Genomic DNA, 22816 nt, shown 5'->3' with positions numbered 1-22816 from the left:
GCGGCATGATCTTTTCCATGCGTATCTGTCTTCTTCTTTGCCTCTGTCTTTGCATGGCCTCGCCCGCGCTTGCGCAGGTTGCCGTATTTCCGGCCCCATCAGGCAAGGCGGATGCGCAAACGCTGGTGGTTTATTCCTCTCTGGATGAACCTTTGGCAACGCCGATGATCGAGGGTTTCCAGAAGGCCAATCCCGATATCGCCGTCCATTACGAGGATATGCTGACGGGCGAAATCTACGACCGCATCGTCAAGGAAACCGATGCGGGCAAAGAGACCGCCGATTTCGCCTTTTCCTCCGCCATGGATCTGCAGGTAAAACTGAGCAATGACGGTTATGCACAACGCTCGGATCTCGCCATGAGCGCCCGCTGGCCCGCCTGGGCCAACTGGCGCAACACCGCCTATGCGCTGACCTTCGAGCCAGCGGTCTTCGTCTATCACAAGCCGAGTTTCACCACCGAAAAACCACCCTCCACCCGCGCCGAATTCGTGAATTATCTCGAACGCCACGCAAAAGAGGTGCATGGCCGCATCGCCACCTATGATATTGAACGCTCCGGCGTCGGCTTCCTGTTCATGTCAAGGGATCAGGAGCAGTTCGGCGATATATGGAGCGTCATAAAGGCCATGGGGGCGGCGGGCGTGAAGGTCTATTCCACCTCCTCGGCCATTCTGGAGCGCGTTTCCGATGGGCGTTTCGTGCTGGGCTACAATATTCTCGGCTCCTACGCCGCCGACTGGGCCTCGCGCCACCCCGATGTCGGCATCGTTCTGCCCAAGGATTATACCGTCGTCATGTCGCGCATCGGGCTGGTGCCGGAGGCCGCCGCCAATCCCGAACTCGGCCGCCGTTATCTGGAATTCTTCATGTCCAAGGAAGGCCAGACGATCATGGCCCGGCAATTGCAGATTCCGGCCGTCAGCCCGGAAGTGGCTGGCGAAAACACCGCCAACACCATGCAGGCCATCCACGGCGCGCAATTGCGCCCCGTCCCCGTCAGTCCCGGCCTGATGGTCTACCTGGACCAGGTCAAGCGCAGCCGGCTGATCGAGCGCTGGAACGAGGCGCTGCGCTCGCAATAGTGGACGCCCGGCAGAAATTAATAGAGAGTAAATGCGCAAGGACTTGCGTAGCGTCAGTTAGATGACAGCTTTTTATGGTGCTCTGCAATTCTTCTTCATTCCGTGGAGGCGGAAGAAGATGCGGGAGGAAATCTTTAGGATTGCCATGGCCCACGCTGAGTTCTCAGCGCCGGCACGAATGCGCCTTGATTCCCCTTCCGCATAAACGAAAAACGACGCCCAAAAGGGCATCCTGAGGAGGGTTTTCTAAGTGAAACATTTTCTTATCGGCACATTTCTGGCGGGCGTGATCGCGCTTCCGGCGGTTGCAGCGGACTACACCATCATTGCCCCGGCTAACCCCGGCGGCGGCTGGGACCAGACCGCGCGTTCCCTGCAGACCGTGCTGCAGGAAGAAGGCATTTCCAAGAGCGTTCAGGTGCAGAACGTACCGGGCGCCGGCGGCACCATCGGTCTTGCGCAGTTCGCCAGCCAGCAGAAGGGCAACCCGAACGCCCTCATCGTCGGCGGTTACGTGATGGTCGGCGCGATCCTCACCAACAAGGCGCCCGTCACCCTCAATGAAGTGACGCCCATCGCCCGTCTGACCGGCGAATATGAAGCCATCGTCGTTCCGGCTTCTTCGCCGCTGAAGACCATCGGCGACCTCGTCGACCAGCTGAAGAAAGACCCGGGCAGCGTGTCCTGGGGCGGCGGCTCTGCCGGCGGCACCGACCATATCGCCGTTGGCCTGATCGCCAAGGCGGCCGGCGTCGATCCGACCAAGATCAACTACATCGCTTATTCCGGCGGCGGCGAAGCGCTTGCCTCGATCCTCGGCTCGCAGGTCACAGCCGGTATTTCGAGCTACGGCGAATTCGAAAGCCAGGTCAAGGCGGGCACGCTGCGTCTGCTCGCTGTTTCCAGCGAAGAGAAGCTGGAAGGCGTTGACGCACCGACGCTGAAGGAAAGCGGCCTTGATGTCGTCGTCCAGAACTGGCGCATGATCGCCGCTGCTCCCGGCCTGACGCCGGAACAGGAAAAGGCCGTCAGCGCCGATATCGAGAAGCTGGCGAAATCCGCCAAGTGGCAGGAAACCCTGAAGACCAAGAGCTGGATGGACACCTACCTTTCCGGCGACGAGTTCAAGGCACAGCTTGCCAAGGACACCGCCGCCACCGAAACGATCCTCAAAGACATCGGACTGGTAAAATGAGCCAGGGTTCCAACCCTTCACAACATCAAAAGCGCCGCCCTGATTGGGCGGCGCTGGCGATCGCCGTCTTCCTCGTCCTCATCGCCTGCGTGATCTTCTGGGACAGCGCCCGTCTTGCCAGCGTCACCGGTTATTCGCCGGTTGGTCCGGCAACCGTGCCTTACGCCATCGGCTTCTGTCTTGTCGGCCTGGCGCTCTGGACAGCCATCGAGGCCTGGCGCGGTGATTTTCCCGAACGGGACAGGCAGGAAATCGCTCCAGTCGTCTGGGTCATTGCCGGTCTCGCCGCGCAGATGCTGCTGCTTAATGTAGCCGGCTTCTCCATTGCCACGGGTCTGCTGTTTGCCTTCACGGCGCGCGCCTTCGGCAAACGCAAGCTCTGGTTCTCGATCCCGGTCGGTATCGTGCTGAGTTTTGCCATCTGGGTCGTTTTTGCACGGTTGTTGCAGCTTTCGCTGCCCGCCGGGCCTCTGGAACGGCTGTTCTTCTAACAGCCATTTCGGCCAAATTCGGGATCACAGGAAACCGCCGGCACGCGATGACGCGAAAGCCAGCCATTCCGCCCGCCCTTCTGCTCGACTTGGGGGACATCTGTCCATGAGTACCTTTGAATTCCTTCTGCACGGTCTTGAGGTTGCCGCCCAACCCATGAACCTGCTCTATGCGCTGATCGGCGTCACGCTCGGAACCGCCGTCGGCGTTCTGCCCGGCATCGGGCCGGCTTTGACGGTCGCGCTGCTTCTGCCCGTCACCTACCGGCTTGATCCCGCCGGTTCGCTCATCATGTTCGCCGGCATCTATTATGGCGGCATGTATGGCGGATCGACCACCTCGATCCTGCTCAACACGCCGGGCGAAAGCGCCTCGATCGTCACCGCGCTCGAAGGCAACAAGATGGCCCGTGCGGGCCGTGGCGGCCCGGCATTGGCCACCGCCGCCATCGGCTCCTTCGTTGCCGGCCTCATCGCCACCATCGCGCTTGCCTTCGTGGCACCCTACATCGTCAAACTGGCGCTGGTCTTCGGCCCGCGCGAATATTTCGCGCTGATGGTGCTCGCCTTCGTCACCGTTTCCTCCGCTTTCGGGGATTCGGCACTGCGCGGTCTCACATCGCTGTTCATCGGTTTTGCGCTTGCCATTGTCGGCATCGACCAGCTGACCGGCCAGACCCGCATGAGCTTCGGCATTCCAGACCTGCTCGACGGCGTGGAAGTGACGACGCTTGCGGTGGCCATGTTCGCCATCGGCGAAACGCTGTTCATCGTCGCACAGGGCAATAGCGGCGACGAAAAGGTCGAGGCCGTCAAGGGTTCGGTCTGGATGAGTGCACAGGACTGGGCGCGCTCGTGGAAACCCTGGCTGCGCGGCACGTTGATCGGCTTCCCCATCGGCGCGATGCCTGCAGGCGGCGCTGAAATTGGCACTTTCCTTTCCTATGCCACCGAAAAGAAGCTGACCAAATATCCGGAAGAATTCGGCAACGGCGCCATTGAAGGTGTTGCCGGCCCGGAAGCCGCCAACAATGCGTCCGCTGCCGGTACGCTCGTGCCGCTCCTGACACTCGGCCTGCCGACGACGGCAACCGCCGCCATCATGCTTGCCGGTTTCCAGCAGTTCGGCCTGCAGCCCGGCCCGCTGCTGTTCGCCACCAATCCGCAGCTCGTCTGGGGCCTGATCGCCAGCCTGTTCATCGCCAATCTGATGCTTCTGGTCCTCAACCTGCCGCTCGTCGGCCTGTGGGTGAAGCTGCTGACCATTCCGAAGCCCTGGCTTTATGCCGGCATCCTGCTGTTCGCCACGCTCGGCACCATCGGCGCCAACCCGTCGGTGTTCGAACTCGGCATGCTGCTCGCTTTCGGCATCCTCGGCTACGTCATGCGCATCTTCGGTTATCCGATTGCCCCTGCTGTCGTCGGCCTGATCCTCGGCCCGCTTGCCGAACAGCAGCTTCGCCGCGCACTCGCCATCGGCCAGGGCGACCCGACGGTGCTGCTCACCTCACCCATCGCCGTCGGCCTGTTCGCTGTCGCGGCAGCCGCCTTCATCATCCCGCTGATCATGCGCATCCGTGGCCGTGGCGAGGTGCTGTCGCAGCTTGCCGCCAACGAGGACTGAGAAACCAAGAGCCTCCCAAGGCAACTGGCCCCGTATCTTCGGATACGGGGCTTTTTTTATTCACGGCCACGGGGGTGTTTGACACAGTCGCGGCCGTGATATGATCGCTATCCAAACCTGGGAGAAAAACATGCGCACGATCGCGATCATGATGGTTCTGGCCCTTGCCGGCTGCTCCACCGCCGCCCCCGACGTAGAACCCATCCCCGGCAGCATCACCTATGGCGGACAGCCTCGCACCAAACTAACCAAATCCCCCATCGGCAGCACCCTCAGCAACGAATTCGTCATGGACGACGGACGGTTTGCGATTGAAACCTATCGCGTACAGCCCGACCGGTCGCTGAAGCTTGAGAGACGGGAAATCGTCGGAGACTGGCCGCAGGATTGAGGCGTACGGACACAGACCGGGTTAGCGACGCGTGCGAAAACGGTGCTTCCGTCATCCTCGGCCTTGTGCCGAGCATGACGTTCGGAGAGATTGCAAGCCATGCTCTCCCGCTCATACATTTCCCGCTCACCGCAATTCAGAACCGTTCTAAAACATATTTTTGATTTCCGCCCACCTTGCCAATAAAGCTGATAGCGAACATCAAGTTAAGCCGACGGAAAGCTTTCCGCCGGTCCGGAACCATATTGCAAGGGACATATTCGTGGCCATCAACTTCACCTTCCCCGTTCGGCTGCTGGCGGCAGCGGCCTTCAGCCTTGGCGCGATGACTGCGGGCGCGCAGGAAATGACGATCAAGCACGCACAGGGCGAGACCGTCCTGAAAGCCGCGCCGAAGAAGGTTCTGGTTCTGGATATTCCCTCGCTCGACAATCTCGATGCGCTGGGTGTCGAACCCGCCGGTGTCGTCGGCTCCAACCTGCCGGCCTATCTGCAGAAATATGCCGACGGCAAATATCTGAAGGTCGGCACGCTGTTTGAGCCCGATTACGAGGCAATCAATGCGGCTGAAGCCGATCTCGTCATCGTCGGCGGCCGTTCGCGGGCGAAATATCCCGATGTCGCGAAGATCACACCCGCCATCGACATGTCGATCGATTCCAAGGAATTCATCAACAGCGTCAAAGGCAATATCACCAAGCTCGGCGATATCTTCGGCAAGCAGGAAGAAGCGAAGAAGCTCGACGCCGCCCTCGACGAAAAAGTCGCCAGGCTGAAAGAAATCGCCCCGAATTCCGGCACGGCGATGATCCTCCTGACCAATGCCGGCAAGGTCGGCGTGTATGGCCCAAGCTCGCGCACTGGCTGGCTGCACACCGAAATCGGCTTCAAGCCGGTCGCCGCCGACATCGATGACCGCTTCGACCGCGGAGACGTCGTATCCTTCGAATATCTGGCCGAGGTCAATCCCGAATGGCTGTTCGTGATCGACCGTGATGCCGGCGTCGGCCGCGCCACGGACCCCGGCAAGGCCGCCGTACAGGTGCTGGATAACGAACTGATCCACCAGACCAACGCCTGGAAGAAAAAGCAGATCGTCTATCTCGATCCGCAGGCGGCCTATATCGTCAGCAGCGGTTATACGGCGCTCAATACCCTGCTCGATCAGGTCTACAAGGCCGTATCCGAGAAGAAGTAACCCCTGCCGAATATCATCAGGGCTCCCGATAGCTTAAGGCTGCGGGAGCTTTCGCCTTTTCCGGAAACTGCCAACGTGAAGTCCCTTTCACTGATATCAGCCCTTATTCTGGCCTTGACGCTCGCCATCGTCAGCCTGTTCGTCGGCGTGAGCGACGTTTCGCTCGCCACGCTCTTTGCGCCGGAAACGAGCACGGACTCATTGCGCGTGCTGCTCGTCAGCCGTATTCCGCGCACGCTGGCGCTCATATTGGCCGGAAGCTCGATGGCGATTGCCGGTCTCATCATGCAGATGCTGGTGCGCAACCGCTTCGTGGAACCTTCGACGGCCGGCACGACCGAATCCGCCGGCCTCGGCCTTCTGGTCGTCACCCTGCTTGCACCCGAAACGCCGATCTTCGGCAAGATGCTGGTGGCAGCCGTTTTCGCGCTCGCCGGCACTGCACTTTTCCTGCGTATCCTCAGACAGGTGCCGCTGCGCGACGTGCTGCTGGTGCCGCTGATCGGCATCATGCTCGGCGGCGTCATTTCCGCCATCACCACATTCTTCGCCTATCGTTTCGATCTCCTGCAATCGCTCGGCGCGTGGATGACGGGCGATTTTTCCGGTGTGCTGCGCGGCCGCTATGAATTGCTGTGGATCGGCTTCATCTTCGCCATCGCCGCCTATCTCGCCGCCGACCGTTTCACCGTGGCCGGCATGGGGCGCGGCTTTACTACCAATCTCGGCCTGAATTACCGCCGCGTGATGGCGCTCGGCCTCACCATCGTTTCGCTGGTCAGCGCCGTCGTCGTCGTCACCGTCGGCATGATCCCCTTTCTCGGACTGATCGTGCCGAATGTCGTCAGCTTGATGATCGGCGACAATATGCGCCGCTCGGTGCCGTGGGTGGCAACGCTTGGCGCGGTCTTCGTTCTCACCTGCGACATCATCGGCCGGACCGTGCGCGCGCCATACGAAGTACCGATCGGAACCGTGGTCGGCGTCATCGGCAGCGGGCTGTTCCTCTATCTCCTGCTCCGGAAACGCCACCATGCGTGAGAGACATCCCGACCGGCGCGCAAAAACCGTTCTGCTCGTGCTTGCGGCAGTCGCGCTCATCGCCATGGCCGCATTCATGACGCTCGGCGCCAAAGGAAGCTGGAGTTTCGTGCTGCCGTTCCGCGGCATCAAGTTGCTGTCCCTCTTGCTGGTCGCCTATGCCATTGCCGTCTCCACCGTGCTGTTCCAGACGGTCACCAACAATCGCATCCTCACCCCTTCGGTGATGGGTTTCGATTCGCTTTATGTGCTGATGCAGACCGGGCTGATCTTCGTCTTCGGCTCGGCAACCGTTGTCATGATCGATCCGCAGCTTAAGTTCATTGTTGAAACCGCGCTGCTCGTCACCTTTTCCGCCCTCCTCTACCGCTGGCTTTTCGTTGGCGCAGAACGCAGCCTGCATCTTCTCGTACTGGTCGGCATCGTCTTCGGCGTCTTTTTCCGCAGCCTCTCGGGCTTCATGCAGCGCGTGCTCGATCCGAACGAATATACGGTGCTGCAGGATGTGCTCTTCGCCAGCTTCAACTCCATCGACCCCACGCTTCTGACGATCTCGGCGATCATCATCGGCGTCGTGACCATCATCGGGCTGCGCCTCATGCACACGCTCGACGTCCTGTCGCTTGGCCGGGCAACGGCCATCAGCCTCGGCGTCGACTATAAGCACACGGTCACCATCATCCTCGTGCTGGTCTCCGTTCTCGTCGCCGTTTCAACCGCGCTGGTCGGCCCGGTCATGTTCTTCGGCCTGCTGGTCGCGGCCCTTGCCCATTATCTCACCGGCAATGGCAAACATGCCTATGTGCTGCCGGCGGCGATCCTCATTGCCATCATCTGCCTTGTCGGCGGCCAGGTAGTGCTGGAGCGGATATTCGCCTTCGATACGGCGCTTTCCATCATCATCGAATTTCTGGGCGGCATCGTCTTTATCGGTCTTATCTTGAAGCGGGGTGCGCGATGATCATCGCCAGTCAGATCAGCAAATCCTATGGCGAGACGCTCGTCATCGACGGTGTGTCCGTGGTCATTCCGGCAGGCGGGGTCACCTCCATCATCGGGCCGAACGGGGCGGGAAAATCGACGCTGCTTTCCATCGTCGCGCGGCTGATGTCCATGGACACCGGAACCGTGACGGTGGACGGTCTGGATGTGACCAAAACCCCGTCGGATACGCTGGCAAAACGCCTCTCGATCCTGCGGCAAGACAATCACATCTCCTCGCGCCTGACAGTGCACGATCTCGTCGGTTTCGGCCGTTACCCCTATTCCAAAGGCCGTCCAACCATGGAGGACAAGGTCCATATCGACCGGGCGCTGGAATATCTCAATCTCGAACCGCTGGCCGGCCGCTTTCTGGATGAGCTTTCCGGCGGTCAGCGCCAGCGCGCCTTCGTAGCCATGGTTCTGTGTCAGGACACGGATTACGTGCTGCTTGACGAGCCGCTCAACAATCTCGACATGAAACACGCCTCCAGCATGATGAAGATCATGCGCAAGGCAGCCGACGAATTGAAGAAGACCGTGGTTCTGGTGCTGCACGACATCAACTTCGCCTCCTGGTATTCCGACACCATCATCGCCATGCGCGAGGGCCGTATCTGCCATCAGGGACCGGCGGAAGAAATCATCCGGCCGGAGATTCTCAAGGACATCTACGACATGCCGATCCGCGTCGAGGATATAGACGGCCGGCGCATCTGCCTGTTTTACGAATGACATGATGATTGCGCAGGATTTTTGCCGCCGCAGTGCTTAACATGGAACAGGGCCACAGGCCCGGACGTTAATCGACAGACTTTTCCAAAGCGGCATTCCGTCCGCAACTTCAGGAGACATCGATGAAGACGCACAAGACGAAGAACGACCTGCCTTCCAACGCCAAGTCGACCGTGATCGGCATTCTGAACGAATCTCTGGCCTCGGTGATCGACCTTGCGCTTGTCACCAAGCAGGCGCACTGGAACCTGAAAGGCCCGCAATTCATCGCCGTCCACGAGCTTCTCGACACCTTCCGCACCCAGCTCGACAATCACGGTGACACGATTGCCGAACGCGTCGTGCAGCTGGGCGGCACCGCACTCGGCAGCCTGCAAGCCGTCTCCTCGACGACCAAACTCAAGGCCTATCCGACCGATATCTATAAAATCCACGATCATCTCGACGCTCTGATCGAGCGTTATGGCGAAGTCGCCAACATGATCCGCAAGGCGATCGACGATTCCGATGAAGCCGGCGATCCGACGACCGCCGACATCTTCACCGCCGCCTCGCGCGATCTCGACAAGTCACTGTGGTTCCTCGAAGCGCATGTGCAGGAAAAAAGCTGAGCCGCGACTGTTTCCAATAGGCTCAACACAGCAAAGCGCCCGAGAGGTTCGGGCGCTTTTTTGTGAAATGACGCCATCAATGACGGCGCAGAACCGCAAGCCCTATGTCGCGCAACATCTCATGATCCAGAATGCCGCGCTGGGCGCTGCGGATCAAAATTGCTGCACACTCATTGGCAACATGGCTGCTGCGATCCTGAAGGCACTCGAAACAAACACCATCGAAAATATTCTGCAGATCGGTGATTTGTTCTGGCGACAATTGTGCGCCGACTCTTTCAAAAGCTGCGTACGACAAGGCTCATCCTCCCGATGATGATATGCCAAGTATCGTTTCTTTTTTTCGTGGGCATCAATTTTGTACACCCGAACGAATCACTTGTCGAATCAGATTTTAACCAAATGTAAACAGGTTATTTTCTGCACTATCGGTCATCCGTGCGCCTTCTGCCGTGGCAATAAAGACCATCAGAAACAACGCTTTCGCCCGCCCCTGACTGCATATGGCGCCGCCTCCGACGCGCCCCTTCGAATAAAGCAGCAGCCGGAAGGATTTCCACCGAAACCGTGAAAGAAACTATTGCATTCCAAAATCGATTGAGCGATATAGCACGCGTCGCCGAACTTCGGCGGTCCGCAGTCCAGCGAACTACCCCGGACCAGCGGTTTTGAGCGGGTGTAGCTCAGGGGTAGAGCACAACCTTGCCAAGGTTGGGGTCGAGGGTTCAAATCCCTTCGCCCGCTCCAGTTTTCCCAGATGAGCAGAGAAGATTTGCGCAGATTGTCGTGTCCGGTGGTCATCTTGGCAAGTCCAAACATGTGACCATTTTCGGCATTCGTGGCGGTTTCCCGCACATGCATGAAACCGGGAGGAGTTACCCCTCCCGGCCGTCCTAACTCAGGCGGCTTCATCCCAGACGGGCGCCAGCCCATCTGGCGAGACGATACGGCCATCCGGCTTGGCGAGAGCGCGGATCGCCGCCATCTCATCAACCGACAGCGCAAAATCGAAGATCGCGAGGTTCTCATCGACGCGGGCTTCACTGACGGTTTTGGACAGGGCAACAACGCCCTTCTGCTGCACCAGCCAGCGCAACACCACCTGCGCCACCGATTTGCCCCGACTTGCGGCGATATCCTTCAGCAGCGGATCGGCAAAGACGTTGCCGTCAGCCATGCCGTAATAACCGGTGACCGACATGCCCGCTTCTCTGGCAGCCGCCATCACCACATCCTGATCGATATAGGGATGGTATTCGATCTGGTTGGTGACCATCGGCGCTTTTGAGAGCTTCACCGCTTCAGCCATCAGCGCCGTATTAAAGTTGGAAACGCCGATATTGCGGACCTTGCCGGCCTGCCGGACCTCGTTCAGCGCGCCGATCTGCTCGGAGAGCGTCACCGCCTCGTTCGGCCAGTGCAGAAGCAGCAGATCGACATAGTCGGTCTTCAGCTTTTTCAGGCTCTCATCGACCGAGGCGAGGAAGGCATCATGCCGGTAATTCTCGACCCAGACCTTGGTGGTGAGGAAGATATCGCCCCGCGCCACGCCGGAGGCGGCGATGGCCTCACCCACTTCGGCCTCGTTGCCGTAAATCTGGGCGGTATCGATATGGCGGAACCCGGCTTTCAGCGCATGCGGAACGATGCGCAGGACATCCGGGCCGGGAATGCGGAAGGTGCCGAAGCCGAGCGCCGGAATGGACGCGCCATTGGCGGTAACATCAAACATATATTTTCTCCTGTTGAATTGCCCGGCCAGTCCCAGGGAAATGGCCGGGAATTAATGTGAAAAGCTTAAGCCGTCTTCAGCGTCAGCGCGGCGCGGCGATCAAGAGCGCTGCTCCAGAGGGTGAGTAACAGGGCGACGGTGACGAGGATGGCGCCGACCCATGGGGTTGCGGCAAGACCCATCGGCGATTCCACCACCAGACCGCCGAGCCATGCGCCGATGGCGATGCCGAGGTTAAAGGCGGCGATGTTGAGCGCCGATGCAACGTCAACCGCACCGGGACGATGTTCCTTGGCCAGTTGCACCACATAAAGCTGCAGGCCGGGAACATTGGCGAAGGACAGGAAACCGAGCGCCACCAGCGTGATGAGCGTCAGCACCGGCGAGACGGCGGTGAAGGAAAAGACGAGCAGAACGATAGCCTGCGCCAGGAATAGGCCGATCAGCGCCTTGACCGGGTTGTGGTTGGCGATCTTGCCACCGCCGATATTGCCGGCCGCAATGGCAATGCCATAGAGCACGAGGATCAGGCTGACGCTTTTTTCCGAAAAGCCGGTAACATCCTGGAGGATCGGCGACAAAAAGGTGAAGGCGACGAAGGTGCCGCCATAACCGAGCGCGGTCATGGCGAAAACGATGAGCAGGCGGCCGGAACCAAGCACACGGACCTGATCAAGCAGGCTGGCAGGCGGGGCCTTCTTGAGATTGTTCGGCAGAAGGGCGGCAATCGCCAAGAAGGCGATGACGCCAAGCCCGGCAACAACCCAGAAGGTCGCACGCCAGCCGAAGACCTGGCCGATATAGGTGCCGAGCGGAACGCCGGTGACGATGGCAACCGTCAGACCCATGAACATCATGGCGATTGCCGAACCGCGACGGTTTTCCGGCACGAGATCGGCGGCAATCGTTGCGCCGACGGAGAAGAACACGCCATGGGCAAAGGCAGCGATGACGCGGGCAACTAGCAACGTCTCGTAGCTGGGAGAAAGCGCCGCGGCGCTGTTGCCGATGACGAACAGGGCCATCAGGCCGAGCAGCAGCGGTTTCCTTTCGATCTTTCCGGTCAAAGCCGTCAGGATCGGCGCGCCGAAGGTGACGCCCAGCGCGTAGACGCTGACGATGAGGCCGGCAAGCGGCAGGGTAATGTGAAGATCGTTTGCCACCGTCGGCAGAAGGCCGACGATGACAAACTCCGTAGTGCCGATCGCATAGGCTGCGATCGTCAGGGCAAATATGGCCAATGGCATGACGAATACCTCTTCGCCCAGCGGGGTCGCGGGCGTTCTGGACAGCGGTGCCGTCCGGTTGGATCAAATCTATGGACGCAATATGGGCGAAGGGGACTTGCATGATAATCGGCAAAAATGGATAAAGGCTTTTGAATTTATTTCACAGGTGGTGCGACAATGGACAATCGGGCCGGAGAAATGGAAGTCTTCGTGGCGGCGGCAGAGCTTGGCAGTTTTTCCGCCGCCGGACGTCGGCTAAAGCTGTCGCCCTCGGCGGTCAGCAAGCTCGTCACCCGCATCGAAGACCGCCTCGGCACCCGTCTTCTCGCCCGTTCCACCCGTGTGGTGACGCTAACGCCGGAGGGAGAAGTCTATCTTGTCCGGGCAAGGCGCATTCTGGCCGACATCGCCGAAACCGAGCAGATCGTGGCAAGCGGCGGCAAGGTGGTGCCGCGCGGCCTGCTGCGCGTCAACGCCACACTGGGCTTCGGCGAACGTTATCTCCTGCCGCTCGCGCCCGAGTTCCTTTCGCTTTATCCCGAAATCGAGTTGGATATTTCGTTGACGGACGGTGTCATCAGCCTGATCGAAGAGCGAACCGATATCGCCATCCGCTCGGGCGCGATGGGAGATTCGTCCCTGAAGGCGAGAAAGCTGAAAGAGGTGCGCCGGATCATCGTTGCCTCCCCCGCCTATATCGAAAAACACGGTATGCCGAAGAAACCGCAGGATTTGGCGCAGCACAATTGCTTCAGCTTCAATTTCAGCCGCAACCTCAATGAATGGCCGTTCCGCGACCCCGGCTCGGCGGAGGTCTATCGTCTTCCCGTCACCGGCAATGTCGCGGTCAACAGCGGCATGGCCATGCGAAGGCTCTGCCTGACGGGATTAGGGCTCGGAAGGGTCGGCGAGTTTCATATCGAACCGGATATCGAGGCCGGCCTGCTCGTGCCGGTGCTGGAGGACTACAATGCCGAGGAGATGGAAGTCATCCACGCGGTTTATGCCGGCCACGAACATCTGGCCGCCCGCGTGCGCGCCTTCATCGATTTCGTCGCGGCAAGGGTCGGGCGGTGATTGACCGCCTCAGACCATGCCGTGCACCAGCTTGGCCAGCCAGTCGACAAAGACGCGCACCTTGTTGGTGACGTGCCGCGTCTGCGGATAGACCACGTAGATCGGCATGGCTTCGCGCTGCCATTCCGAAAGAACCGGCACCAGTTCGCCGCGCGCCAGGTGATCTTTCACCATGAAGATCGGCAATTGCACGATGCCCATGCCCGCCAGGGCAGCATTGAGATAGGTGCGGCTGTCATTGACCGACACCACATAATTCGGGGTCAGTTCGACACTGCGCACGCCATTGTCGAAGGAGGCCGGCATGATCTGGCCGGTGGTGGCATTGAGATAACCCACCGAATAATGGCCCTTCTCCATATCTTCCGGTTCCTGCGGCATGCCGAAATTTTCGATGTAGGATGGCGAGGCGAATGTCTCGAACCGCAGTTCGCCCACTTTGCGGGCAATCAGCGACTGATCGCGCAGCACACCAACCCGGAGCGCACAGTCGACATTTTCGGCAATATAGTCGACCAGACGGTCGCCGACGCCGAGATCGAGACGGATTTGCGGATAACGCTGGTAAAATTCGCAAAGATGTGGGATAACCACGAGGTCCGCAAAGACACCGGCCATTTCCACCCGCAACCGGCCGGATGGCTGCACCTGCGCGCTGGACATACTACCATCCAGTTCTTCGATTTCCGACAAAATCTGTGAGGCCCGCTCGTAATAGAGAGCGCCGTCCGTCGTCAGCATCACTCGCCGCGTGGTGCGGTTGAGAAGCGTGGTCTGCAGATGCGCCTCCAGCGCCTGCACCATATTGGTGACGGTAGTTTTGGGCATATTCAGCGCGGTGGCGGCGCGGCTGAAATTACCGGTCTCGACGACGCGCGTGAAGACCCGCATGGCGGAAAGCTGATCCATTTAGCTATTATCCGTTTTTTTGGAATAGTGTTTTCATTTTGACGTACTTGATCGTTTTCTCTCGAACAATAATATGAATTTCAGATTTTGCAAATAAGGTGAGCTGTCGATGGCGGCGCACGGGACCGGATCAGATGAACGCGCACTGGGAAAATATCAAACGCTGTGGAGGCTCCGCATCTGAGCTTTCCGTGCGCCGATATGAGAGTGCCGGCCTCTGCAGCCACCCGCCCGTGATCCTTTATCTGCGCGGCGGCTCGTTTCTGGAAAAGGGCGGCAATTGCCCGGAACTTCCGGTGGCGCGGGCGCTGGCGGAAAGCGGCGCCATCGTTGTCGAGGCTGACTATAGCAAGCCGTCCGGCAACGAGTTTCCGATGGTGATCGATTGCGCTTTCGATGCGCTCGATCATCTGAGCCGGGACCGCAAACATTATGGCGGCGCGAAATCGCTGCTGTTCGTGGCCGGCGAAGAGGCAGGCGGCAATGTGGCGGCGGGACTTGCGCTTAAAGCCCGTGACCGCATGCCGGGTAAACTCGCCGGGCAAATTCTTCTGTCGCCCATGATCGACCCGATGATGACGACGGAATCCTTTCGCGACGCGGACAGGATCGGCATGCGTGAACGCTGGGCGGATGGCTGGAGCCATTACCTTGCCAAGGCCTGCGGGTTTTTCCACCCCTATGCCGCGCCTTGCCAGTGTACGCGGCTGAACCGGGTGGCGCCGGCGCTGATCTTTACCGCCGAGGACGACCCTCTGCGCGACGAAACGGTCAATTATGCCGACCGGCTCCTCGCCTCAGGCGTCAGCGTCCGGCAGCATGTATTCCCCGCCGGCGTCGGCTGGACGGGGCTTTATCAAGGAGAGGGCGGCGGATGGGTCTCATCCGTCTGTTCGGAATTCAAGACCTTCGTTGACCAGTTGAGACACTGATACCGCATATTTTAAGACACTGACGGCTCCTGAACCGAGCCAAGGAGAATCCCATGACGCTCAACACAAAGCGCCGGGCCCTGACGGGTGCCGGCATCGGACTTGCCATGTCCGTTGCAGCTGCAGCACTGTTTTTTGACCTGCCCACCAGCCGCGACGCGACGGCAGCCTCCACCCCGGCCGAAACGCCGGCAATCCCCGTCACCGTCGCCAAGGTGGAAAGCCGCGACGTCATGCGCTGGGAAGAATTTTCCGGCCGTCTCGAAGCCGTTGACCGGGTGCAGATCCGCTCCCGCGTCGCCGGCCAGATCAAGGCCGTGCATTTCCGCGAAGGCGCGCTGGTGAAGGAAGGCGATCCCCTCTTCACCATCGACCCGGCCCCTTATCAGGCCGCTGTTGCCGGCGCTGAAGGACAGGTCGCTTCGGCTGAAGCCAAGGTCAGCCTTGCGAAAACGGAACTCGACCGTGGCCGCAGGCTTTCCGATAACCGCACCATCTCCCAGAGCGATCTCGACCAGCGTCAAAGCTCGTTTGCGGATGCGCAAGCCCAGCTTCGCGCCGCCCGCGCCACGCTGACGACGGCTCAGCTCGATCTCGGCTACACCGAAATCCTCGCCCCGGTTTCCGGCAGGGTCGGTCGCATCGAAATCACCGCCGGCAACCTTGTCGCCGCCGGCTCGACATCGCCTGCCCTGACAACGCTGGTTTCGGTCAACCCGATCTATGCCAGCTTCAACGCCAGCGAAGGAACGGTGGCCAAAGCGCTTGCCGAACTGCCGCAGACGACCGACGCCCTGCCCGCACTCGAACAGATTCCGGTGGAAATCGGCACGCTTTCGGATGAAGGCACGCCGATCAAGGGCACACTGCACCTGATCGACAATCAGGTGGATTCGGCCAGCGGCACCATCGGTGTCCGCGCCGTCTTCGAAAATCCTGATGGCAGGCTGATCCCCGGCCAGTTCGTGCGGGTGCGTATGGGCGAACCGAAGCCGGAAAACCGCATCCTCATCAGTGATCGCGCCATCGGCACGGACCAGGACAAGCGCTTCGTCTTCGTGGTCGATGCCGAAAACAAGGTGAGCTACCGCCAGATCAAGCCCGGTGCACCGGCTGATGGCCAGCGCATCATCGAAAGCGGCCTTGCCGCCGGTGATACGATCGTCGTCAACGGCCTGCAGCGCATTCGCCCCGGTGCCACCATCGCACCGCAGGCGGAAGACAAGGTCGCCACTTCGCAATAATTCCGTCCCGCTTCCCAGCGAGACGCATTCCAGACAGAACCGGCCACAACCGGCGGCACAAAAGCCGCCGGAACGGCCTTTGCATTTCCAAATATACCCGGAGAGGGACTGGATATGAATATTTCCAGATTTTTTGTCGACCGGCCGGTATTCGCTGCCGTGCTTTCGGTCCTGATTGTGGTGGCAGGCCTTCTGGGCATGCGCGCCCTGCCGATTTCCGAATATCCGGAAGTCGTTCCACCATCCGTCGTCGTGCGCGCCACCTATCCCGGCGCAAACCCGGCCGTTATCGCCGAAACAGTCGCCACGCCGCTTGAAGAACAGATCAACGGCGTCGAGGACATGCTCTACATGGGCAGCCAGGCAACGTCCGACGGCGTGTTGACGCTGACCGTCACCTTCAAGCTCGGCACGGACCCGGACAAGGCGCAGCAGCTGGTGCAGAACCGCGTGTCGCAGGCCGAACCGCGCCTGCCGGCGGAAGTCCGCGCACTCGGCATCACCACCGTCAAAAGCTCGCCCGACTTCATCATGGTCGTCAATCTGGTGTCGAAGACCGATGCCTATGACATCACCTATCTACGCAACTATGCGACGCTGAACGTCAAGGATCGTCTCGCCCGCATCGAAGGCGTGGGTCAGGTGCAGGTCTTCGGCGCGGGTGACTATTCCATGCGCGTCTGGCTCGATCCGCAGAAAGTCGCCGAGCATGATCTCGCCGCCAGCGACGTCTCCGACGCCATCCGCCAGCAGAACGTCCAGGCCGCAGCCGGCGTCATCGGCGCTTCGCCAAGCCCGAACGGCGTCGATCTGCAGCTCAACGTCAATGCGCAGGGTCGTCTGACGACACCGGAGGAATTCGGCAACATCATCGTCAAGAGCGGCGCGAACGGTCAGATCACCCGCCTGCGCGACGTCGCCCGCATTGAACTGGGCGCGGCCGACTACACACTGCGTTCGCTGCTCGACGGCGAGCCTGCCGTGGCCGTTGCGGTACTTCAGGCTCCCGGCTCCAACGCCATCGAAATCGCCGACAATGTCCGCGCCACGATGGACAATCTGCAGCTGGCAATGCCGGATGGCGTGAAATACGAAATCGTCTACGACACGACGAAATTCGTGCGCTCCTCCATCGAGAAGGTCGTTGACACACTCCTCGAGGCCGTTGGCCTCGTGGTGCTTGTCGTCATCCTCTTCCTCCAGACATGGCGCGCCTCGATCATTCCGCTGATCGCCGTTCCGGTCTCGATCATCGGCACCTTCGCCGTCATGTATGCCTTTGGCTTCTCCATCAACGCGTTGACGCTATTCGGCCTCGTGCTGGCCATCGGCATCGTGGTGGATGACGCTATCGTGGTGGTGGAAAACGTCGAGCGAAACATCGAAAACGGGCTATCGCCGCGTGACGCTACCTACAAGGCCATGCGGGAAGTCTCCGGCCCGATCATCGCAATCGCGCTGGTGCTGGTCGCCGTCTTCGTGCCGCTCGCCTTCATCTCCGGCCTTTCCGGCCAGTTCTACCGGCAGTTCGCTCTGACGATCGCCATTTCCACCGTCATCTCGGCAATCAACTCGCTGACGCTCTCACCCGCTCTTGCAGCCCTGTTGCTGAAGGAACACGACGCTCCGAAAGACTGGCTGACCCGCTTCATGGACCGGATTTTCGGCTGGTTCTTCCGCGGCTTCAACCGCGCCTTCGGGGCCGCCTCCAACGGTTACGGCAAAACCGTCGGCGGGCTGGTGACGCGCAAGAGCCTTGTCATGATGGTCTACATGGCGCTGGTCGCAGCCACCTACAGCATGTTCAGCGCCGTTCCGAGCGGCTTCGTGCCGGCGCAGGACAAGCAGTATCTGATCGGTTTTGCCCAGCTTCCTGATGGAGCAACGCTTGACCGGACGGAAAGCGTCATCAAGCGCATGAGCGACATCGCCCTCGAACAGCCGGGCGTCAGCCACGCTATCGCCTTCCCCGGCCTGTCGATCAACGGCTTCACCATCGGCTCCAATTCCGGCATCGTTTTTGCGGTTCTCGACGACTTCGAAAACCGCAAGGCACCGGAACTATCAGGTGGCGCCATCGCCATGCAGCTGAACCAGAAGTTTGCAGGCATTCAGGATGCCTTCATCGCCATGTTCCCGCCGCCGCCGGTCAACGGCCTCGGCCAGACGGGCGGTTTCAAGCTGCAGATCGAGGACCGCGCCGGTTACGGCTACCAGGCGCTCGACGAAGCGACCAAGGCGGTCATCGCCAAGGCATACCAGACGCCGGAGCTGGCGGGCATCTTCTCCAGCTTCCAGATCAACGTGCCGCAGCTCTTCGCCGATCTTGACCGCGCCAAGGCCGAACAGCTGGGCGTCTCCGTCAGCGACGTCTTCCAGACGCTGCAAATCTATCTCGGCTCGCTCTACGTCAACGACTTCAACGCCTTCGGGCGGACATACAGCGTGCGTGTGCAGGCGGACGCGCAATTCCGCGCCCATGCGGAGGATATCGGCCGTCTGAAGGTTCGCTCATCCACCGGCCAGATGATCCCGCTTTCCACGCTGCTGAAAGTGGATGCGACGACCGGACCGGAGCGCACCAACCGTTATAACGGCTTCCTTGCAGCCGATATCAACGGCGGTCCGGCACCGGGCTTCTCCTCTGGACAGGCGCAGGCCGCCATGGAGAAAATCCTTGCCGAAAACCTGCCAGCCGGGATCGACTACGAATGGACAGACCTGACCTACCAGCAGATCCTCGCCGGCAACTCCAGCATCGTGGTCTTCCCGTTGGCGCTGCTGCTGGTCTATCTGGTTCTCGCCGCCCAATATGAAAGCCTGACCTTGCCGATCGCGATCATCCTGATCGTTCCGCTCGGCGTACTCGCAGCTCTCACGGGCGTCTGGCTGACGGGAGGGGACAACAACATCTTTACGCAGATCGGCCTTGTCGTCCTTGTCGGCCTCTCGGCGAAGAACGCGATCCTGATCGTGGAATTTGCCCGAGAGCTGGAATTCGAAGGACGAACGCCGCTTCAGGCGGCAGTGGAGGCAAGCCGCCTTCGCCTCCGCCCGATCCTGATGACCTCACTCGCCTTCATCATGGGCGTGGTGCCGCTGGTCATCTCGACAGGGGCTGGTGCGGAAATGCGTGCGGCCATGGGTGTCGCAGTGTTCTCCGGCATGATCGGCGTGACGTTCTTCGGCATCTTCATGACCCCGGTCTTCTACGTGCTGGTGCGCAAGCTCTCCGGCAACCGCCCGCTCATCCAGCACAAACAGGAAGAACCGGCCAATTCGGACTACAAGCTCGAAAAGGCCGGCTGACCCAATACTCCCATCCACCGCCACCTTCGAAGCAAGCCCGCCGCGCATCATCAGATGCGCGGCGTTTTTTATGGACAGAAATGTCTATGCGAATCTCCTGAAATTGAATCAGTTTCAAATGCTTAACTGGAATACGCACCTATATCGCACCGCAATAGAACTGCCAAAAAGCAATATAGCCTCACCAATTGACGGAAACCCAAAGAAACAATGCTATTTTATGCTTTGTATTTTGTGGTAATTTCCAAGAACTGGGTGATTCGGACTAAATGATTTAGTTCAGGGGCGACATGATGGAGCAGGACGACGAAAACTGGGCAACAACCGTTGCCTATTCGATAGTGATGCATGAGGGTCTTGATCTCGCGCTTTCCGCGCAAAATCTCGACAGGGGCAAGACCAGAAACAATCGTGAGCGGTTGATGGAAGCCATTCGCACATCGCTGCTGGAAGCGCGCTCGCGCAACCACCTGGCGGCGGCGCAGCGGCTTTAACCCGGCCCGGCTTGGGCCTCGGCTGGCGACGTGCCGTGTTGTGGCGGGATCAGGCCTGAAGCAGATCTGTCCGGACCGCGGCTTTCAACGGCAGGTGATCAGAAGCGACACGCGCCAGCGCGCTGTCATGCGCCTCCACCTGCTCGACCAGACCTTCACGGTTGGCGATGATCCTGTCGAGCGCCAGTACCGGCAGGTTGGATGGAAAACTCGGCACCGCCGGCGGCAGAGCACCGAAAGCGTCCCGGAACGTATTGAGCGACGAGCCATTGCCGAGACGCCATTCGTTCAGGTCTCCCATGAGGATGGTCGGGCATTCGTTGCGCGCTTCCAGAAGGCCGATCAGCGCCTTCGCCTGCTGAGCGCGGGAATGCCGCAAGAGACCGAAATGGGCGGCGATGATGCGCAATGTGCCACCCAGCTTCAAATCCAGCTCCACGACAAGCGCACCGCGGGGCTCCAGCCCCGGCAGTTTCAGCGTATGCACGTCCCGGACGGCACCTTCCCTGAACAGCACGACATTGCCATGCCACCCGTGCGCCTTTACCCCTGCCTGCACCGGCACGGGAATGAGGCCGCTTTCCCGCTCCAGCCGGGCAAGATCGAGCAGGCCGGTGCGCTCGCCAAAACGGCTGTCGGCTTCCTGAAGGGCAATGATATCAGCGCCGATTTCCTGAATGACGCGGCTGGTGCGATCCGGATCGAACTTGCGGTCGCGACCGACACATTTGTGCACATTGTAGGAAGCGATGATGGGGAAGGAATGATCTTTCGCCGCCTGCACCGCTTTCTGCCGCTGACGATGGTCGCGCAGCGACTGCATGACGAAGGCGGGCAAACTGCTATTTGTCGCCAGGGCCGTTTTTTCGCTGTTCAACAAACCGTTTTTCTTCACGCGTCAATGTCTCCGGTCAAAGATAGGGCGAAGCGAGCCACAGGACACGCTCCACAAAACGAACAACGAATGGCCGCGCATTCAGTTCGCTGAGCCGCACCGGCAAGGCGGTTGCCCGCGCATTGCGGATCCGGTCGCCGATCACCCCGGCAAATTCTTCATCCATAACTTCGAGATCGATCTCGAAGTTTAATCGCAGCGAACGCGGATCGAGATTGGAAGAACCGATATAGGTCCAGCGCCCGTCGATCACCAGAAGCTTGGAATGATTGAAAGCCCCCGTCGCCCGCCAGATGCGGCAGTAATTCTTCAACATCTGGTCGAACTGCGCTGTCATCGCCCTGTCCACAAGCACCAGATTGTTGCTTTTGGGCACGATGATATCGACCACCACGCCCCGCCTTGCTGCGGTTATGAGTGCCGAAATAAGCTCCCGATCGGGGAGAAAATAGGGCGACATGATGAGAATGGAGGAACGGGCGACGGAAAACGCACCCATCAGCATCTTGTGACTGGTCTCGATGCTTTTATCCGGTCCCGAGGAGGAAACCCGGGCGACGATCTGCGAACCCGGCACACCGTCAGGAATGGCGATATCCCACACCGGGGTGTCCAGAAGCTCCCCCGTCGTGAAACGCCAGTCTTCCGCCGCGATGGAGAAAAAATCCGATACCACCGGCCCGGTGATCTTGAAATGTGTGTCGTGCGACTGGCTTTCGCCACCGAATTCCAGGGTGAAACCCTCACGGATATTCATGCCGCCGCTAAACACGATGCGCCCGTCCACCACGAGTATTTTGCGGTGGGTGCGCAGATTGGCATAGGGCAACCGCAGTCCCATGATGACATTGCCGTTGAAGACGTCGGCGATGATGCCCTTGTCCCGGAGCGTCGGCAGGATGCTCGGCACGGAATAACGCGCGCCGACAGCATCGATAAGCACCCTCACTTCCACGCCGCGCAGTTTTGCCTGCTCAAGCGCTGCGACGAAGCGGGCGCCGATCCTGTCATTGTCGAAAATATATGTTTCGAGAATGATCGACCGCTTCGCCTCGCCTATCGCCTCCAGCATGGCGGCATAGGCGACATCACCCGTCACAAGTGGCTCGATGGCGTTGCCCGTCGTCAGCGCGTGGCGTGTCACCCGGTCGCCGAGCGTCTTCATCGCTTCAAAACGGCGGCCGAACCGCGTGGCAATCAACTCACCGCTCGCATCCAGCCGCGCCACGCGATCCATGATCTCGTCCTGCATGAAGGATCGCTGCTGCGTGATGTTGGACCGACGAATGCGGTTGATGCCGGCAATGGCATAGATGACCGCGCCGACAATGGGCGACAGCACGATGACACCCACCCAGCCGAGTGCGGAACGGACCTCCTCCTTCGTCATCGTGGCATGTACGGCCGCCACGGTTCCCATCAAAATGGAAAGGACGGCAAGGATATGGGGCCAATAGGCGATGACGAGATCGAGCATATTACAACTATAGGGCATTGGACCGAAAAGTGTAACGCGCTTTTCGGAAACCCGGAAAGCCACTAAAAAGCACCCCGCCCATCCTTTTGCGGGACAGACCCTTGCGGGATTAACGGTGGAAACCGGCCTTGCGATATGTCATGAGAGCGCATCTTGATCTCCAGGC

At 60.0% G+C, this 22816-nt stretch carries 21 protein-coding genes and 1 tRNA gene; 16 read left to right on the top strand and 6 right to left on the bottom strand.

The genetic code is table 11. The features are described from left to right. Positions 1-17 precede the first annotated feature (17 nt). The 10 genes from DXT96_RS21955 (at position 18) to dps (ending at position 9352) form a co-directional block, all read left to right on the top strand. A complete protein-coding gene (locus DXT96_RS21955; RefSeq protein ID WP_246670627.1) occupies positions 18-1085 on the top strand; it encodes an ABC transporter substrate-binding protein in 1068 nt (355 codons plus the stop codon). A gap of 250 nt (positions 1086-1335) precedes the next feature. Then, positions 1336-2280, top strand: a complete 945-nt coding sequence (locus tag DXT96_RS21950; RefSeq protein WP_149899852.1) for a tripartite tricarboxylate transporter substrate binding protein — start codon at positions 1336-1338, stop codon at positions 2278-2280. Continuing rightward, complete coding sequence (locus tag DXT96_RS21945; protein WP_153516468.1) at positions 2277-2771, top strand: tripartite tricarboxylate transporter TctB family protein; 495 nt, start codon at positions 2277-2279, stop codon at positions 2769-2771. The genes DXT96_RS21950 and DXT96_RS21945 overlap by 4 nt, the downstream gene beginning before the upstream one ends. 106 nt (positions 2772-2877) lie before the next feature. Next, positions 2878-4395 carry a tripartite tricarboxylate transporter permease gene (locus DXT96_RS21940; RefSeq protein WP_149899850.1) on the top strand — a complete coding sequence of 506 codons (1518 nt, stop codon included), beginning with the start codon at positions 2878-2880 and terminating at the stop codon, positions 4393-4395. Positions 4396-4525: 130 nt separating this feature from the next. Then, entirely contained in the window at positions 4526-4786 is a 261-nt protein-coding gene (locus DXT96_RS21935) for a hypothetical protein (protein WP_153516467.1), read from the top strand. A gap of 262 nt (positions 4787-5048) precedes the next feature. Beyond that, complete coding sequence (locus tag DXT96_RS21930) at positions 5049-5984, top strand: siderophore ABC transporter substrate-binding protein (RefSeq protein ID WP_371418966.1); 936 nt, start codon at positions 5049-5051, stop codon at positions 5982-5984. Positions 5985-6059: 75 nt separating this feature from the next. Further along, on the top strand, positions 6060-7025 hold the full coding sequence (locus tag DXT96_RS21925; protein ID WP_371418965.1) for an ABC transporter permease: 966 nt from the start codon (positions 6060-6062) through the stop codon (positions 7023-7025). Further along, positions 7018-7986, top strand: a complete 969-nt coding sequence (locus tag DXT96_RS21920; protein WP_153516465.1) for an iron chelate uptake ABC transporter family permease subunit — start codon at positions 7018-7020, stop codon at positions 7984-7986. Before DXT96_RS21925 ends, DXT96_RS21920 begins: the two co-directional genes overlap by 8 nt. After that, the gene (locus DXT96_RS21915; protein WP_153516464.1) at positions 7983-8741 is read left to right on the top strand and encodes an ABC transporter ATP-binding protein; all 759 of its coding nucleotides are present in this window, start codon (positions 7983-7985) and stop codon (positions 8739-8741) included. Before DXT96_RS21920 ends, DXT96_RS21915 begins: the two co-directional genes overlap by 4 nt. Positions 8742-8863: 122 nt before the next feature. Then, complete coding sequence (gene dps / locus DXT96_RS21910) at positions 8864-9352, top strand: DNA starvation/stationary phase protection protein Dps (protein WP_006312098.1); 489 nt, start codon at positions 8864-8866, stop codon at positions 9350-9352. Between the two features lie 76 nt (positions 9353-9428). Here dps and DXT96_RS26980 read toward each other — a convergent pair whose 3' ends face one another. Then, positions 9429-9650: a hypothetical protein gene (locus tag DXT96_RS26980; RefSeq protein ID WP_161991265.1), complete on the bottom strand. Its 222-nt coding sequence runs from the start codon at positions 9648-9650 to the stop codon at positions 9429-9431. 374 nt (positions 9651-10024) lie between these two features. Here DXT96_RS26980 and DXT96_RS21900 point away from each other — a divergent pair. Beyond that, a tRNA-Gly gene (locus DXT96_RS21900) sits at positions 10025-10099 on the top strand. A gap of 151 nt (positions 10100-10250) precedes the next feature. Here the strand turns inward: DXT96_RS21900 and DXT96_RS21895 are convergent. Both DXT96_RS21895 and DXT96_RS21890 read right to left on the bottom strand, forming a co-directional pair. Next, a complete protein-coding gene (locus DXT96_RS21895; RefSeq protein ID WP_153516462.1) occupies positions 10251-11084 on the bottom strand; it encodes an aldo/keto reductase in 834 nt (277 codons plus the stop codon). A 65-nt stretch (positions 11085-11149) separates the two neighbouring features. Further along, positions 11150-12331 carry an MFS transporter gene (locus DXT96_RS21890; protein ID WP_153516461.1) on the bottom strand — a complete coding sequence of 394 codons (1182 nt, stop codon included), beginning with the start codon at positions 12329-12331 and terminating at the stop codon, positions 11150-11152. A 159-nt stretch (positions 12332-12490) separates the two neighbouring features. Here DXT96_RS21890 and DXT96_RS21885 point away from each other — a divergent pair, with 159 nt between their 5' ends. Further along, positions 12491-13390, top strand: a complete 900-nt coding sequence (locus DXT96_RS21885) for a LysR family transcriptional regulator (RefSeq protein WP_153516460.1) — start codon at positions 12491-12493, stop codon at positions 13388-13390. Between the two features lie 9 nt (positions 13391-13399). On the opposite strand, the gene DXT96_RS21880 is transcribed toward DXT96_RS21885, so the two are convergent. After that, positions 13400-14299 carry a LysR family transcriptional regulator gene (locus DXT96_RS21880; RefSeq protein ID WP_149899840.1) on the bottom strand — a complete coding sequence of 300 codons (900 nt, stop codon included), beginning with the start codon at positions 14297-14299 and terminating at the stop codon, positions 13400-13402. 134 nt (positions 14300-14433) lie between these two features. Between DXT96_RS21880 and DXT96_RS21875 the strand changes: the two genes are divergently transcribed. The 4 genes from DXT96_RS21875 to DXT96_RS21860 all read left to right on the top strand — a co-directional run bounded on the left by DXT96_RS21875 (position 14434) and on the right by DXT96_RS21860 (position 20278). Beyond that, on the top strand, positions 14434-15231 hold the full coding sequence (locus DXT96_RS21875) for an alpha/beta hydrolase fold domain-containing protein (protein ID WP_153516459.1): 798 nt from the start codon (positions 14434-14436) through the stop codon (positions 15229-15231). A gap of 53 nt (positions 15232-15284) precedes the next feature. Next, positions 15285-16475, top strand: a complete 1191-nt coding sequence (locus DXT96_RS21870) for an efflux RND transporter periplasmic adaptor subunit (protein ID WP_153516458.1) — start codon at positions 15285-15287, stop codon at positions 16473-16475. 114 nt (positions 16476-16589) lie between these two features. Beyond that, complete coding sequence (locus tag DXT96_RS21865; RefSeq protein ID WP_153516457.1) at positions 16590-19784, top strand: efflux RND transporter permease subunit; 3195 nt, start codon at positions 16590-16592, stop codon at positions 19782-19784. Between the two features lie 290 nt (positions 19785-20074). Further along, positions 20075-20278, top strand: a complete 204-nt coding sequence (locus tag DXT96_RS21860) for a hypothetical protein (RefSeq protein WP_188356049.1) — start codon at positions 20075-20077, stop codon at positions 20276-20278. Positions 20279-20327: 49 nt separating this feature from the next. Here the strand turns inward: DXT96_RS21860 and DXT96_RS21855 are convergent, their stop codons facing one another. Both DXT96_RS21855 and DXT96_RS21850 read right to left on the bottom strand, forming a co-directional pair. After that, on the bottom strand, positions 20328-21173 hold the full coding sequence (locus DXT96_RS21855) for an endonuclease/exonuclease/phosphatase family protein (protein WP_371418964.1): 846 nt from the start codon (positions 21171-21173) through the stop codon (positions 20328-20330). A gap of 16 nt (positions 21174-21189) precedes the next feature. Further along, positions 21190-22650: a phosphatidylserine/phosphatidylglycerophosphate/cardiolipin synthase family protein gene (locus DXT96_RS21850; protein ID WP_153516456.1), complete on the bottom strand. Its 1461-nt coding sequence runs from the start codon at positions 22648-22650 to the stop codon at positions 21190-21192. Between the last annotated feature and the right edge of the window lie 166 nt (positions 22651-22816).

Source organism: Agrobacterium sp. ICMP 6402, from assembly GCF_009498615.1.
Classification (GTDB): domain Bacteria; phylum Pseudomonadota; class Alphaproteobacteria; order Rhizobiales; family Rhizobiaceae; genus Agrobacterium; species Agrobacterium burrii.
The sequence above is the reverse complement of the archived record's forward strand: the minus strand, read 5'-3'. Positions and strand labels throughout refer to the sequence as shown.